Annotated in this window: 13 protein-coding genes and 1 pseudogene; 3 read left to right on the forward strand and 11 right to left on the reverse strand. The window is 62.2% G+C overall.

Annotated elements, in window-relative coordinates:
* The 8 genes from nuoI to BM046_RS12385 form a co-directional block, all read right to left on the reverse strand.
* Positions 1-549: an NADH-quinone oxidoreductase subunit NuoI gene (nuoI, locus tag BM046_RS12350; protein WP_090539906.1), complete on the reverse strand. Its 549-nt coding sequence runs from the start codon at positions 547-549 to the stop codon at positions 1-3.
* A 10-nt stretch (positions 550-559) separates the two neighbouring features.
* Entirely contained in the window at positions 560-1,549 is a 990-nt protein-coding gene (nuoH, locus tag BM046_RS12355) for an NADH-quinone oxidoreductase subunit NuoH (RefSeq protein WP_090539908.1), read from the reverse strand.
* The gene (nuoG, locus tag BM046_RS12360; RefSeq protein WP_090539910.1) at positions 1,546-4,275 is read right to left on the reverse strand and encodes an NADH-quinone oxidoreductase subunit NuoG; all 2,730 of its coding nucleotides are present in this window, start codon (positions 4,273-4,275) and stop codon (positions 1,546-1,548) included. Before nuoG ends, nuoH begins: the two co-directional genes overlap by 4 nt.
* Before the next feature lie 126 nt (positions 4,276-4,401).
* A complete protein-coding gene (gene nuoF, locus BM046_RS12365; RefSeq protein ID WP_090539912.1) occupies positions 4,402-5,754 on the reverse strand; it encodes an NADH-quinone oxidoreductase subunit NuoF in 1,353 nt (450 codons plus the stop codon).
* The gene (gene nuoE / locus BM046_RS12370) at positions 5,751-6,245 is read right to left on the reverse strand and encodes an NADH-quinone oxidoreductase subunit NuoE (protein ID WP_090539914.1); all 495 of its coding nucleotides are present in this window, start codon (positions 6,243-6,245) and stop codon (positions 5,751-5,753) included. The genes nuoF and nuoE overlap by 4 nt, the downstream gene beginning before the upstream one ends.
* Before the next feature lie 2 nt (positions 6,246-6,247).
* The gene (nuoC, locus tag BM046_RS12375; protein ID WP_090540089.1) at positions 6,248-8,032 is read right to left on the reverse strand and encodes an NADH-quinone oxidoreductase subunit C/D; all 1,785 of its coding nucleotides are present in this window, start codon (positions 8,030-8,032) and stop codon (positions 6,248-6,250) included.
* A gap of 60 nt (positions 8,033-8,092) precedes the next feature.
* On the reverse strand, positions 8,093-8,770 hold the full coding sequence (locus BM046_RS12380) for an NADH-quinone oxidoreductase subunit B (protein ID WP_090539915.1): 678 nt from the start codon (positions 8,768-8,770) through the stop codon (positions 8,093-8,095).
* A gap of 10 nt (positions 8,771-8,780) precedes the next feature.
* Positions 8,781-9,194 (reverse strand): NADH-quinone oxidoreductase subunit A, encoded by a 414-nt coding sequence (locus BM046_RS12385; RefSeq protein WP_090539917.1) that lies wholly within the window; start codon positions 9,192-9,194, stop codon positions 8,781-8,783.
* Between the two features lie 215 nt (positions 9,195-9,409).
* On the opposite strand from BM046_RS12385, the gene BM046_RS12390 reads away from it, so the two are divergent.
* Positions 9,410-9,853 (forward strand): hemerythrin domain-containing protein, encoded by a 444-nt coding sequence (locus BM046_RS12390; protein ID WP_090539919.1) that lies wholly within the window; start codon positions 9,410-9,412, stop codon positions 9,851-9,853.
* 8 nt (positions 9,854-9,861) lie between these two features.
* Here the strand turns inward: BM046_RS12390 and BM046_RS12395 are convergent, their stop codons facing one another.
* Positions 9,862-11,001 carry a sensor domain-containing diguanylate cyclase gene (locus tag BM046_RS12395; protein ID WP_090539921.1) on the reverse strand — a complete coding sequence of 380 codons (1,140 nt, stop codon included), beginning with the start codon at positions 10,999-11,001 and terminating at the stop codon, positions 9,862-9,864.
* Between the two features lie 148 nt (positions 11,002-11,149).
* On the opposite strand from BM046_RS12395, the gene gorA reads away from it, so the two are divergent.
* On the forward strand, positions 11,150-12,514 hold the full coding sequence (gene gorA / locus BM046_RS12400; RefSeq protein WP_090539923.1) for a glutathione-disulfide reductase: 1,365 nt from the start codon (positions 11,150-11,152) through the stop codon (positions 12,512-12,514).
* A gap of 18 nt (positions 12,515-12,532) precedes the next feature.
* Here the strand turns inward: gorA and BM046_RS12405 are convergent, their stop codons facing one another.
* A complete protein-coding gene (locus tag BM046_RS12405) occupies positions 12,533-12,940 on the reverse strand; it encodes a copper chaperone PCu(A)C (RefSeq protein ID WP_407920444.1) in 408 nt (135 codons plus the stop codon).
* A gap of 299 nt (positions 12,941-13,239) precedes the next feature.
* Here BM046_RS12405 and BM046_RS12410 point away from each other — a divergent pair, with 299 nt between their 5' ends.
* On the forward strand, positions 13,240-13,572 hold the full coding sequence (locus tag BM046_RS12410) for a PilZ domain-containing protein (RefSeq protein WP_268875200.1): 333 nt from the start codon (positions 13,240-13,242) through the stop codon (positions 13,570-13,572).
* A gap of 19 nt (positions 13,573-13,591) precedes the next feature.
* Here the strand turns inward: BM046_RS12410 and BM046_RS16610 are convergent.
* Positions 13,592-14,436, reverse strand: a pseudogene (locus BM046_RS16610) (DUF1513 domain-containing protein).
* Positions 14,437-14,588: the final 152 nt, after the last annotated feature.

Consider the following 14,588-nt stretch of genomic DNA (forward strand, 5'->3'; position numbering starts at 1 on the left):
TCATGGCAGCAGCCCCTTGACGTTGACCGGTTCGGCCTCGTTCTGCGCGGCGCCCTTGGGCTTGCCGGCAATGGCCAGACCGGAGACGCGGTAGAAGTTGTAATCGGGGTTCTTGCCGGTACCGGCAATCAGCAGGTCTTCCTTCTCGTACACCAGATCCTGGCGCTTGTACTCGGCCAGTTCGAAATCCGGGGTCAGCTGAATCGCGGTGGTCGGACAGGCCTCCTCGCACAGCCCGCAGAAGATGCAGCGCGAGAAGTTGATGCGGAAGAACTCCGGATACCAGCGCCCATCCTCGGTCTCGGCCTTCTGCAGCGAGATGCAGCCGACCGGACAGGCGGCGGCGCACAGGTTGCAGGCAACGCAGCGCTCCTCGCCATCAGGGTCGCGGGTCAGCACGATACGGCCACGGTAACGCGGCGGCAGGTAAACGGGCTCCTCCGGATACTGAAGGGTGTCCCGTTTGCGGAAGGCATGGCCGAAGATCATCACCAGACTGCGAAGCTGGGTATAGAAGCCATGTACTACATGAAGAATCGATTTGATCATGGCTGTCTCCTCAGGCCGCTGCCAGCACGATGGCGCCGGTTACCAGCAGGTTGATCAGGGTCAATGGCAGGCAGACCTTCCAGCCGAATGCCATCATCTGGTCGTAGCGCGGTCTCGGCAGGGAGGCGCGCAGCAGGATGAAGATCATGATGAAGAAACCGGTTTTCAGTGCAAACCACAGGAAGGGCAGTTGCGGCAGCAGGTCGAAGGGCCCGTGCCAGCCGCCGAAGAACAGCGTGGCCAGCAGTGCCGATACCAGCACTATGCCGATGTACTCGCCGACGAAGAACATGCCCCACTTCATGCCCGCATACTCGACGTGGTAACCATCCGCCAGCTCCTGTTCGGCTTCGGGCTGATCGAAGGGGTGACGGTGGGTCACCGCGACGCCGGCCACGAAGAAGGTCAGGAAGCCGAAGATCTGCGGAATGATGAACCACAGGTTGTCGGCCTGATAGGCCACGATATCCCGCAGGTTGAACGAACCCGCCTGGGCTACCACGCCCATCAGTGACAGACCCAGGAACACTTCATAGGAGAGCGTCTGGGCCGCGGCACGCAGGCCGCCGAGCAGGGCGAACTTGTTGTTGCTGGCCCAGCCGGCGAAGAGCACCGCATAAACGGTCAGCCCGGCCATGGCGAAAAAGAACAGCAGGCCGATGTTCAGATCCGCCACACCCCAGGTAGGGGTGATCGGCACGACGATGAAGGCCACCAGCAGCGAGCTCATCGCCACCACCGGCGCCAGGGTGAAGATCAGCTTGTCGGCGAAGGGCGGCGTCCAGTCCTCCTTGAAGAACATCTTCAGCATGTCCGCAACGATCTGGAGCATGCCGAAGGGGCCTACCCGGTTGGGGCCGTAACGGTCCTGCCAGACGGCCAGCAGGCGGCGCTCGACGAAGCTGAGCAGGGCGCCGGCAATGACCACCGCCAGCAGGATGACAATGGCCTTGATCACGGCGATGAGGATCGCCATTACCTCGGGCGTGAACCAGCTCATCGGGTGGCCTCCTTGATTCCGGTCGCAACGCTGGCTGCGGTCAACGGCGGGATGCCCGGCAGACCGACGGGCAGACCTATCACGCCCAGCGGCAGTTCGCTGCTGATGCGAGCCGGCAGCTGCAGCTGCCGGTCGCCCAGGCTGAGCGCGAGCATCGCACCATCAGTTACACCCAGACGCTGGGCCTCGGCTTCAGCCAGGGCCACATAGGGCTGGGGCATGCGTTGCTGGATGGGCTCGGCGCGGGCGCTGTTTTCCTCACTGCCGAACAGGTGGTACAGCGGTACCACCTGCCAGGTCCCGGCGGCCGGCGCAAAAGCCGCCGGCGGCTGGGCCCAATCGACATCCATGCGGGCGCCGTCAAGCAGACGCACACCCGGATCACCCGCACGCAGATGACCACCTACCTCATCCTGGAACTTGTTCCAGGCCTGGGGCGAGTTCCAGCCCGGAGACCAGGCAAAGGGAATCTGCTGCCGGTCCTGCCCGGCGCCGGAATAGCCTTCCATGGAGAAGGCGAAGGGGCTGTCAGGATCCTGGGGTTGGCGTGGCTCATGCACGCTGATGTTGGCACGCATGGCGGTGCGACCACTGTAGCGGTGTGGGGCACGGGCCAGCTTCTGACCCTTGATGCGGAAGCTGGCGTCCGGCGCCGCTTCGGTAATGCCCGCCAAGCGCGGATGTACAGCGGCACAGGCCGCGGTTACCTGGTCGAGACTGGTCCAGTCGACCGGCTTGCCGAGCAGAGTGTGGCGCAGTGCATGCAGCCAGCGCCAACCCTCGCGGATCAGTACATCCGGATTGTAGTAACCGGGCTCGAATACCTGGAAAAAGCGCTGGGCGCGGCCTTCCAGACTCACCAGGGTGCCGTCGCCTTCGGCAAAGCTGGAGGCCGGCAACAGCAGGTGGGCCTTGTCCGCAGTGGGCGTCTGCTGATGGTCGACCACTATCACCACCTTGGCGGCGGCCAGCGCGGCGTCGACCAGCTGGCTGTCGGCACGGCGATACAGATCATTTTCCAGTATTACCAGAGCGTCGTAGCGACCTTCGACCACAGCATCCAGGGCCGCTTCCACCGAACGGTCGCCCGGTTCGTCGGCAAGCATGATGGAAAGGCCCATGCTGTTGGCTTCAGGCACCACCATGCTGATGGAAGCATCCTTGCCACGGTTCTTCAGCGCCTGGGCAATGTTGGCCGCGGCATCGATCAGTGAACGACTGCCCAGGGAAGCACCGGACACCAACAGCGGGCGTCGGGCCGCCAGCAGGGCCTCGGCGATACGTCCGGCCAGCTCGCGGGCATCCGCTTCCAGCCCATCGACCGCCGGCGCGCTGGGGTCGATGGCGTGGGCAACGGCAAAGCCGAGGCGGGCCAGGTCGGCCGGCGCGGCGCGCACTGCCTCGGCGGCGATATCGTCAAGACGGGTGCTGTCGACACTGGCGATGAACACGGGATTCAGGGCGCCCTGGGCGATATTCTGCACCGCTGCCTGGTGCCAGCTCTGGATACCGGCGGCTTCGGCGATCTCGGTGGCCTTGCCCCTGGCACTCTGGCGCAGGGCAAGGGCGATCCGCGCCGCGGTCTGGGTCAGATCTTCACCGAGCACGAAGACCGCATCATGGTTCTCGATATCGCGAATGGACGCGGTGGGCAGGGGGCCATGCTGGATCAGCTCGCGGATGGCGTTGACGTTGGCCAGCTCTTCCCGGGCCATACCGGAATAGAAGTCCTCGGCGCCGACCAGTTCGCGCAGGGCAAAGTTGCTTTCCAGACTGGCGCGGGGCGAGCCGATCCCCAGAATACGCTGACGGTTCAGCAGACCAGCAGCCTGATCCAGGGCAGCATCGATGCCCATGCTCAGTCGGGAGCGCTGCAGCAGCGGGCGCTGCGGCCGGTCCTTGCGGTTGACGTAGCCGTAGCCGAAACGACCCCGGTCGCACAGAAAATAATGGTTTACCGAGCCGTTGAAGCGGTTCTCGATACGGCGGATCTCGCCGTATCGCTCGCCGGGACTGATATTGCATCCGGCAGAGCAGCCATGGCAGATGCTCGGTGCGAACTGCATGTCCCACTTGCGGTTGTATCGCTCGGAATGGGTCTTGTCGGTGAATACCCCGGTGGGGCAGACCTCGGTCAGGTTGCCGGAGAACTCGCTTTCCAGCACGCCATCCTCGACGCGGCCGAAATACACCTCGTCATGGGCGCCGAACACGCCGAGATCGGTGCCGCCGGCATAGTCCTTGTAGTAGCGGACGCAGCGGTAGCAGGCAATGCAGCGATTCATCTCGTGGGCAATGAAAGGGCCCAGATCCTGGTTGACGTGGGTCCGCTTGCTGAAGCGGTAGCGCCGCTGGTTGTGCCCGGTCATTACCGTCATGTCCTGCAGGTGGCAGTGTCCGCCTTCCTCGCACACTGGACAGTCATGGGGGTGGTTGATCATCAGCCATTCGATGACGCTGGCCCGGAATGCCTTGGCCTCCTCGTCATCGATGGAAATCCAGCTGTTGTCGGTGGCCGGCGTCATGCAGGACATGACCAGGCGCCCGCGGGTGTCGTTCTCGTCCGAATACTGCTTGACCGCACACTGGCGGCAGGCGCCCACGCTCCCCAGCGCAGGGTGCCAGCAGAAGTAGGGAACATCGAGGCCGAGGGACAGACAGGCCTGCAGCAGGTTGTCCGCCCCATCGACTTCGTATTGCTTACCGTCTACATGGATAGTGGCCATGGTTGTACTTTCTTCTTACCCGGTTTACGGGTTCTGATAATGGAATCCTCGGAGAGTCGCTTGGACTCCCGTCTCGTCCGGCGGGGGAAATGCCGAGGCAACATCCCCACAGGACTCTCAATGCTGTCAGGCCTGGACGAACTCAGCTTTCGGGCGTCCTCTGCCCGCTGCCGGATCTATCCCCGCCTCGAACTCCTCACGGAAGTACTTGATCGCACTGCCCAGCGGTTCCACCGCACCGGGGGCGTGGGCGCAGAAGGTCTTGCCCGGCCCGAGAAACTCCACCAGGCGCGCCAGGATCTCCAGGTCCTCGGCACTGCCCCGGCCACCCTCCAGGGCGCGAAGAGTCTTCACGCTCCAGGGCAATCCATCCCGGCAGGGAGTACACCAGCCGCAGGATTCCCGAGCGAAGAATTCTTCCATGTTGCGCAGCAGCGAGACCATGTTCACCGTGTGGTCAACGGCCAGCGCAAGGCCGGTGCCCATCCGCGTACCGACCTTGGCGATGCCGCCCGAATACATCGAGGCCTCCAGGTGCTCCGGCAGCAGAAAGCCAGTGCCTGCACCGCCAGGCTGCCAGCACTTGAGGGCGTAACCGTCGCGCATGCCGCCGGCGTAGTCCTCGAACAGCTCCCGGGCGCTGATGCCCAGGGGCAGTTCCCAGATGCCGGGGTTCTTCACCTTGCCGGAGAAGCCCATCAGCTTGGTGCCATGGTCGCCACTGTCCGGGCGGGCCAGGGAGGTGTACCACTCCACACCATTGCCGACGATGGCCGGCACGTTGCACAGGGTTTCCACATTGTTGACGCAGGTCGGCTTGCCCCAGACCCCGACGCTGGCGGGGAAGGGCGGTTTGGCCCGAGGATTGGCTCTTCTGCCTTCAAGCGAGTTGATCAGGGCGGTTTCCTCGCCGCAGATATAACGGCCGGCGCCGGTGTGCACAAACAGCTCGAAGTCGAAGCCGGAGCCGAGAATGTTCCCGCCCAGCAGGCCGGCGGCCCTGGCTTCGGCAATGGCACGATTCAGATTGCGCGCCGCATCGACATATTCGCCGCGCAGGAAGATATAGCCCCGATAGGCCTTGAGCGCCCGCGCCGAGATGAGCATGCCCTCGATCAGCAGGTGGGGCAGCTGCTCCATGAGCAGGCGGTCCTTCCAGGTATTGGGCTCCATCTCGTCGGCATTGCACAGCAGGTAGCGGATGTTCTGGGATTCGTCCGCCGGCATCAGGCTCCACTTGACCCCGGTCGGGAAGCCGGCGCCACCCCGACCCTTGAGTCCGGAATCCTTAACGGTGCTGACGATATCCGCCGCGGCCATGTCCAGCAGCGCCTTGCGTGCTGCGGCATAACCGTTCTTCTGCTGATATTCCTCCAGCCAGACCGGTTGTCCGTCATCGCGCAGGCGCCAGGTCATGGGGTGGGTTTCTTCGGACCGGGCGCTGCGGTTGGCCGGGCCGAAAGAGGAAAGGGTTCTCATGGGTAGTCCTCCAGCAGCGCAGCCACGCTGTCTGCAGTCACGTTACCGAAGGTGTCGTCATCAATCATCAGTGCCGGCGCCTTGTCGCAGTTGCCCAGGCAGCACACCGGCAGCAGGGTGAAGCGGTTGTCGGCGGTGGTCTGCCCCGGCTCGATGCCCAGGGTGGTGCGGATACCGTCCAGAACCGACTCGTGACCGCCGATGAAGCAGGTCATGCTGTCGCAGACGCGGATGATGTGACGGCCAACCGGCTGGCGGAAGATCTGGCTGTAGAAGGTGGCGACACCCTCCACATCGCTGGCCGGAATACCGAGAATCTCGCCGATGGCATCGGCGGCGCCGTCAGGCACCCAGCCGCGAGCCTGCTGAACAATCTTCAGTGCCTCGATGGAGGCCGCCCGCGGGTCCTCGTAGTGGTGCATTTCCTCTTCGATGGCGGCGCGTTCGGCATCGCTGAGAACGAAACGATCAGTCTTGATAAGGTTGCTCATGATCAGCGGTCCACGTCAGCCATAACGAAGTCGATACTGCCCAGATAGGCGATCAGGTCCGACACCATGCTGCCGCGGATCACCGAGGGGATCTGCTGCAGGTGCGGGAAGCTCGGCGTCCGGATCCGGGTGCGGTAGCTCATGGTGCTGCCGTCGCTGGTCAGGTAGTAGCTGTTGATGCCCTTTGTCGCCTCGATCATCTGCAGGGACTCATTGGCCGGCATCACCGGGCCCCAGGAGACCTGGAGGAAGTGGGTGATCAGCGTTTCGATATGCTCGAGGGTGCGCTCCTTCGGTGGCGGCGTGGTCAGCGGATGATCCGCCTTGTACGGGCCTTCGGGCATGTTGTTCAGGCATTGTTCGATGATGCGCAGGCTTTCGCGCATCTCGCCCATCTTGACCATGCAGCGGTCGTAGGCATCGCCATTGGCCGCCAGCGGCACCTCGAACTCGAAGTTCTCGTAGCCGGAATAGGGGCGGGCCTTGCGCAGGTCGAAATCGCAGCCGGTAGCCCGCAGACCGGCGCCGGTCACACCCCAGTCCAGCGCTTCACGGGTGTTGTAGGCCGCCACGCCGCGGGTCCGGCCGATCAGGATGCTGTTCTTCAGCGCCGCCTTCTCGTATTCGTTCAGACGCTTGGGCATCCAGTCGAGGAACTCGCGAACCAGACGGTCCCAGCCACGGGGCAGGTCGTGGGCCACGCCGCCGATGCGGTACCAGGCCGGGTGCATGCGGAAGCCGGTGATGGCCTCGATCACCTTGTACGCCCGCTGCCGGTCGGTAAAGGTGAAGAACACCGGCGTCATGGCGCCGACATCCTGGATGAAGGTACCCAGAAACAGCAGATGGTTCTGGATACGGAAGAACTCGGCCATCATGATGCGGATCACGTCGACCCGCTGCGGCACCTTGATGCCGGCCAGCTTCTCGACGGCCAGCACATAGGGCAGGTTGTTCATCACCCCGCCGAGGTAGTCGACCCGGTCGGTATAGGGGATGTAGCTGTGCCAGCTCTGGCGCTCGCCCATCTTTTCCGCGCCGCGGTGGTGGTAGCCGATCTCCGGTACGCAGTCGACGATCTCCTCGCCATCGAGCTGCAGGATGATGCGGAAGGCGCCGTGGGCCGATGGGTGGTTCGGGCCGAGGTTCAGAAACATGAAATCCTCATGCTCGCCGCCACGCTTCATGCCCCAGTCCTCCGGACGGAAACGCAGGGCTTCCTGCTCCAGGTCCTGCTTGGCCGCGCTCAGCGCATAGGGGTCGAATTCGGTGGCCCGCGCCGGATAATCCTTGCGCAGCGGGTGGCCCTGCCAGGTCGGTGGCATCAGCAGTCGCTTGAGTCGCGGGTGACCTTCGAACTCGATGCCGAACATGTCCCAGACTTCACGCTCGTACCAGTCGGCGTTCGGCCAGATGGAGGCGGCGGAGGGGACCCGCAGGTCATTCTCGCGGAGGCCGACCTTGATCATCACGTCACTGTTACGTTCCAGTGACATCAGGTGGTAGAAGACCGTGTAATCCACATCGGCGGGCAGGCCCTGCCGATGAGTGCGCAGTCGCTCGTCGACCCCGTGCAGGTCGTAGAGCATGACGTAGGGCTGTGGCAGCTGACGCAGGAAGCGCAGCACTGCCAGCAGCTGCTCGCGTGCGACCCAGATCACGGGCACGCCGGTCAGGGTGGGTTGGACGCTGATGGCATCGGCGCCGAATTGGGTGCCGAGCTCGGTAATGACCCTGTGGTCATTATCCTTGTAGGGAGGTATGTGCAATGCCTGATCTGCAGTCATCATGAGTATCGCTATCGGTCAACGGTGGAATACGGCGGCGGTGCGGGTACAAAAGCCCGATCACACGTCGTCGGGTGTACGCAGATTGGTGACCTGGATGCGCTGGTCACGCTTCTGCTCGCGTTGCGAAGGCATATCTGCCCGATAGATACCCTGATCTCCGACTACCCAGGACAGGGGGCGACGCTCCTTGCCGATGGACTCCTGCAGCAGCATCAGCCCCTGCAGGAAGGCTTCGGGACGGGGAGGGCAACCGGGGATGTACACGTCCACGGGCAGGAACTTGTCCACACCCTGAACGACGGAATAGATGTCATACATGCCGCCGGAGTTGGCGCAGGCGCCCATGGAAATGACCCACTTGGGTTCGAGCATCTGCTCGTAGAGACGCTGGATGACTGGAGCCATCTTGATGAAGCAGGTACCGGCGATGACCATGAAATCCGCCTGACGCGGAGACGCACGAATGACCTCCGCACCGAAGCGGGCAACGTCATGCGGTGCCGTAAAGGCCGTGGTCATTTCCACGTAGCAGCAGGAGAGACCGAAGTTGTATGGCCAGAGTGAATTTTTGCGTCCCCAATTCACCGCACCACTGATCACATCTTCGAGCTTGCCCATGAAGATGTTGCGGTGAACCTGGTCTTTCAGCAGTTGTTCGTCGACACTCTCCCTGGTACCGATGGGATACTCGTCATTGACGGCATCCGGATCGATCCGAATAAGTTCATATTGCATGTCAAGAGCCTCATTTTAGCTTCGCTTGCCTCCTGCGCCGGCCCGCCGGTGACCAATCAAGGGCACCGATGGATGCTTCATAGACAAGACCCGCAACTAGAATTGAAATGAAAACGGAGGCTCCGATGAACCCTGCCCAGCCGCTCTCGCGCACCGAGACGGCCCATGCGAAGAGGAACAGGGCTTCAACATCGAAGATCACGAAGAGCATCGCGACCAGATAGAATTTGGCGGAGAAGCGCAACCGGGTGTCACCGGTCGAAACGATGCCCGATTCGAAGGGCTCGTTCTTGCTGCGCCCCCAGGCGCGGCTGCCCAGTATGCTGGACACCAGAAGCATGAAGGCGCAAAGACCCAGAACACCCAGCAGAAAGGCAGCCAGCGCCCAGTTATGGGGCAGTGTAGATACAGCAACATCAGGCATGCCGGCACTCCTTGGAGAAACGGCTTGTAAGTTTTATGTGCGGCGGCTCTGGAGCGGCCTGCGACCAATTGCCGTATTGTATGCCTGCCGGGCTGCTTATGAAAGGGGGCAGCAATCATGTGTCGGCTTTTCGACACTCCTCGAAAGCGTTTAGGCTGAACTAGCTGCAGCGAAGCGGGTCCGTATTCCAGATACAGCCAACCTGGAGGAGACGTATGACCATCTTCGAGGCATTGCGAATCAGCCATGATCGGCAGCGCGAGTACATCGATGCGGTATTGCTTAGCAAGGGCAACACTGAAGAGCGCCGCAAGTGCTACCAGCGACTCAAAGACGAGCTGCTGGCCCACGAAACCGCCGAAGAGCGGCATTTCTATATTCCGCTCATGGCCCACGATAATGGTGTGGACCTGAGTCGGCACGCCATTGCCGAGCACCATGAAATGGACGAACTGCTGGAAAAGCTGGATGAGATCGAGATGTCCAGCTCGAGCTGGCTGACCACCGCCAGAGAACTCGGGGACAAGGTCCTGCACCACCTGGAAGAGGAAGAGCGACGCTTCTTCCAGATGGCCGGCAAACTGCTCAGTGATGCACAGAAAACCGAGCTGGCCGGCCTGTACAACCGTGAATTCGAACAGTTACTGGACGCCGGCTGAGGCAGGGCTCAGATGGTACTGGGGTCTGTCGGTGAAAGCCTGTCGGCGGACCACAGTACGGTACGATTGCGGCCTGCAGCCTTGGCCCGATACAGGGCCTGATCGGCACATTCAAACAGCCTGTCTCCGGAAGTTGCATGCAGGGGACAGGCGGCAATACCCACGGAGAGCGTGGGGGCCAGATCCCGATTGTTGAACCTCATTTTCAGCCCGGTAAAGGCCAGACGGATGGCGTCCGCCCGCTCTACCGCTGCTCCGATCGTCACTTCCGGCATCAGCACGACGAACTCCTCGCCGCCATAGCGGCAGATGATATCGCTGCTGCGACAGTGGCTGGTCAGTAGCCCCGCCAATCGGGCCAGCACCTGATCCCCGGCCTGATGGCCGAACTCGTCGTTGATGCGCTTGAAATGATCGATATCGATCAGCAGCAGGCAGAGATTGCTGTCGGCCTTGCGGTTCACCACATTGTCGAGCAGCTGAGCGTCCAGATGACGGCGATTGTAGAGCCCGGTGAGCGGATCGCGATGGGCCAGCTCACGGAGCTGGATCTGCAGCGCGTTGATCTCCTCCAGCTTGCGCTGTAATTGCCTCTGGTTGTTGCGCAGCTGTTCCTTGGCATCGCGCAGCGACAGGCTGCGCAAGTGGGCACTGTGACTGAACGCCAGCAGGTACAGGCTGAGGGCGACCATGCAGGCCAGCGTGACCTGTATGCTGCTGTCAGGGCGCAGTTCCACATCGGCGAGCAGCATGCCGACCAGAACACCCGTCAGGCTTGCAGCCATACAGCTGAGCAACCCCGGCACGCCGCGGAACGCCACCAGATTGATATGCACGCTGACGAGCATGGCAAAGCTGATCCACAATGGAAACCCGAGCACTGCCACCCAGCAGCCAAAGAGTCCGGCATCCAGCAGCATGACGATGGTTTCCGCCCGAAGCATGAGGCTGGCACGCCGGGCCAGCTGATAGGCGATATGCGGATAGATCAGCAGCTGCATGACCAGCAGCACCCAGAGCAGGGGACCGGGCGGGTCATCGAGCCAGTGCAGGGCGATGACACCGAACAGCAGCATGAAGGAGAGACTGCGGTTTCGATAGTTGAGCCGTACGACCCAGTGAACCTGGGTAGAACCTGATCTGGCCATCCCTGACACCCGTTCTTATATCCTTATCTGATGGAGGGGAATTCTATATCCGTCGGGCTGCTCAGCATAGTCTGCCGTACCGCCTTGTCTCAGCGGTCGCTCAAATAGGGTATGCTGGCCCCCTTGTATTCCGGAACGGACAGCGAGCATGTCAGAGTTTGATTTTGATCTTTTCGTTATCGGCGCCGGCTCCGGCGGCGTGCGTGCCAGCCGCATGGCCGCCGGGTTCGGCGCGCGGGTTGCGGTAGCCGAAGAGCTCTATCTGGGAGGCACCTGCGTCAACGTGGGCTGTGTGCCCAAGAAGTTGTTTGCCTACGCCGCACATTTTGCCGAGGACGTCGAGGATGCCCGGGGCTATGGCTGGGATCTCAAGGTGGAATCCTTCAACTGGCAGCGCCTGGTAGAGAACAAGAACACCGAGATAACCCGCCTCAACGGCATCTATCACAACCTGCTGACCGGCGCCGGTGTCACGCTGATTCATGGTCGAGCCCGTCTGCTGGATTCGCACACGGTGGCCGTAGGTGACAAACGTTTCACGTCTGAACGCATACTGCTGGCGACCGGAGGCTGGCCCTTCGTACCCGAGTTCCCCGGACGCGAGCACGTCATTACCTCCAATGAGGTTTTCTATCTCGAGCAGCTGCCCGCCCGCTGCGCTGTTGTCGGCGGGGGGTATATCGCTGTCGAGTTCGCCAGCATATTCAACGGTCTGGGCTGCCAGACCAGTTTGCTGTACCGGGGCGAGCAGTTCCTGCGGGGTTTTGATCAGGGATTGCGTGACCATATGGTGGTCACCATGCAGAACAAGGGGCTGGATCTGCAGTTCAATGCCCAGGTCGAGCGCATCGACAAGCAGGCTGATGGCAGCCTGCTGCTGCACCTGCACAACGGTGAGACGCTGGAAACCGACCTGGTCCTCTACGCCACCGGCCGTCGCCCCAAGCTTGATGGGCTGGGCCTGGAAAACACGGCCGTCACCCTGGATGAGAAAGGCTTCATTGCGGTGGATGAGTTGTACCAGACTACCGATCCGGCGGTTTTCGCCATCGGCGATGTCACCGACACCATCCAGCTCACGCCTGTGGCACTGGCTGAAGGCATGGCACTGGCTCGGCGCCTGTACCGGCCGGAGGAGTATCGTCCGGTAGATTACGAGGATCTGGCAACGGCAGTGTTCTGCATTCCCAACATCGGCACCCTGGGGATGACCGAAGAGCAGGCCCGGGCACAGGGCTACAAGCTGGATATCTTCGAAAGTCGTTTCCGTCCGATGCGCAACACCCTGGCCGGCAATGCCGAGCAGAGCTTCATGAAGCTGGTGGTGGACCAGGCCAGCGACCGGGTACTGGGCGTGCACATGGTCGGCCCCGACGCCGGCGAGATCATTCAGGGGCTGGCGGTAGCCCTCAAGGCAGGTGCAACCAAGTCGGTGTTCGACGCCACGCTGGGCATCCATCCGACGGCGGCGGAGGAGTTCGTTACCATGCGTACGCCCTCGCGCCGCGACTGATCGAGGCGCCCGGCGGCGTCAGTGGTGGTGACCCTGCCCATGGTGGTCATGCACAGCGCGGTCGGCTGCAGGGGAGGGCTGTTCATGGACACGCACCTCCACCTCCAGCGCTCCGGCGCGCTCGAACTCCAGGGTCAGGGCGTAGGCAGTGTCCGCGGTCAACGGCTGCCGGAGATCGAACAGCATGACGTGGTAGCCGCCGGGTACGAACTCGACGCGGTCGCCGGGTGCGATTTCCACGCGCTCGATCTGCTGCATCTTCATCAGATCACCCTGATGTACATGTTCGTGCAGCTCGGCGTGACCCGCGATCGGAGTGCTGACCCCGATCAAGGCATCCGGCTGCTGCCCATGGTTCTCTATGACCATGTAAGCCGCGCCGGTGGGGGAGACCGGGGGCAGGGGGCGGGACCAGGGGTGCTGCACCCGGAGGTCTCCCGCCTGATAATCGTGGGCATGAACCATTCCGATAAGGCTGCTGCCTAAAAGCAACAGAGTTGAAGCCAATATACGCATGAGACCCCCTAGAAGTTCTTCGCAGGACGCTGGCCGGGCAACCCGTACAGGCGGACCGAGTATGGGACAGGAGGTGAACAGGGCGCAACCGCAGCTGTAATTGAACTCGATCACAAACTCGAGAAAAGCCCGCTTAAAGAAGAGGGGTATAGCTTATCGCCACCATACAAATGGTCCACAATCGAGTCATATGCGAGACGAAGCACATCATGCGGGATAGACGAAAACTGGAGCGCCATCACGTGAGCAGCAGCCTTGAAGTATATGATCTCGACAGCGGACAGCTACTTGGCCGTGTGGTTGATCTGCACGCCGAAGGTCTGATGTTGTTGAGCGAGAAACCCATCGAGCTGAACCGGGCCTGGGCTCTGCAGGTCAACCTGCCGATGACCCTTGACGGTGTCAGCGAATTCACCCTGGATGCGGAAAGCCGATGGAATCGCGAGAGCATCGGCGGCCAGCAGTTCTGGACTGGACTGCAGTTCACCTACCTGCCAGACGAGTCCCGGCAATGCATAGAGCGCATGGTGTCCAGTCGCTGACCGCACTGCCGCCCGGGCATCAGGCCCGGCTGAGATGGTTATCCCAATGCAATGCGTGCTGGACCAGCAACTGCGGCCCGGCACCGCTCGCTTCGATACGGAACAGCCCCGCGCCGGAAGACACGACGAAGCTCCCGTCTGCTCCGACCAGCACTCCGCCCGGATCAGCCAGCAGCACGATGCGCAGTGGCTCGGCGGAGCGATAATCCAGCAGTACCACGCACTTTCCCCGCGGCGCGGTAATCGCCGCCACGGGAGAATGCCGACTGATCGCGACACTCGCGGTATAGTTGCCCAAGTGCGCCTGCTGCGGAGCGGGCACGCGCCGGTCTCGGTGTCCAGCCGGGCGATCAGGGGCGGTGTTTCCCATTTCGGGCCTTCGAACTGGTAACCGGCGATGACCACGTCATCGCTGCTGATCTCCAGGTGGTGGCAACTGAACTGGTGATGGGACGGCTCGCAGCGCTGCAGGATCGTTCCGTCGTGGCGATCCATCACCACCAGGGCTGGCTTCATGGACTCCAGGTTCAGCTTGAACCGGCCATAATCCGGGTGGGTCTGGATTCCGCCCATGGTCACCACCAGGCGTTGGCCATCCGGGTGCAGGCGCAGCTCGTGCGGGCCCATGCCGGCCACGGGGAAGTCCTGCAGGTGCCGGTAACCGTCATCGGCGGCGTAGACGCGGATATACCCCTCGCCACTGGGATAGTGATTGGCAGTGGCATAGAAGCGCCTGCCATCCTGGCTGAACACCCCGTGGCCATAGAAGTGAAAGTCTTCTCCAGCTTCGACCAGCGCCTCAAGAGTGCCGTCCACCATATTGATTACATAGAGATTTATACCCGGCCTGCGGGACAGGATCACCGCATGGTCGGTGCTCGGGTGCGGCAACCGCTATGGCAGCGCTCGGCTACCGATATGCGGAACAGCTCTTCTCCGGCAGTGTTGGCGGCGACGATGAAGTGTTCGCCGAGGGCGTCGTTGACCGAGCTGAGAAAGCGCAGCGGCGATTGCCC

The sequence above is a fragment of the Halopseudomonas formosensis genome, from assembly GCF_900115905.1.
Taxonomy (GTDB): domain Bacteria; phylum Pseudomonadota; class Gammaproteobacteria; order Pseudomonadales; family Pseudomonadaceae; genus Halopseudomonas; species Halopseudomonas formosensis.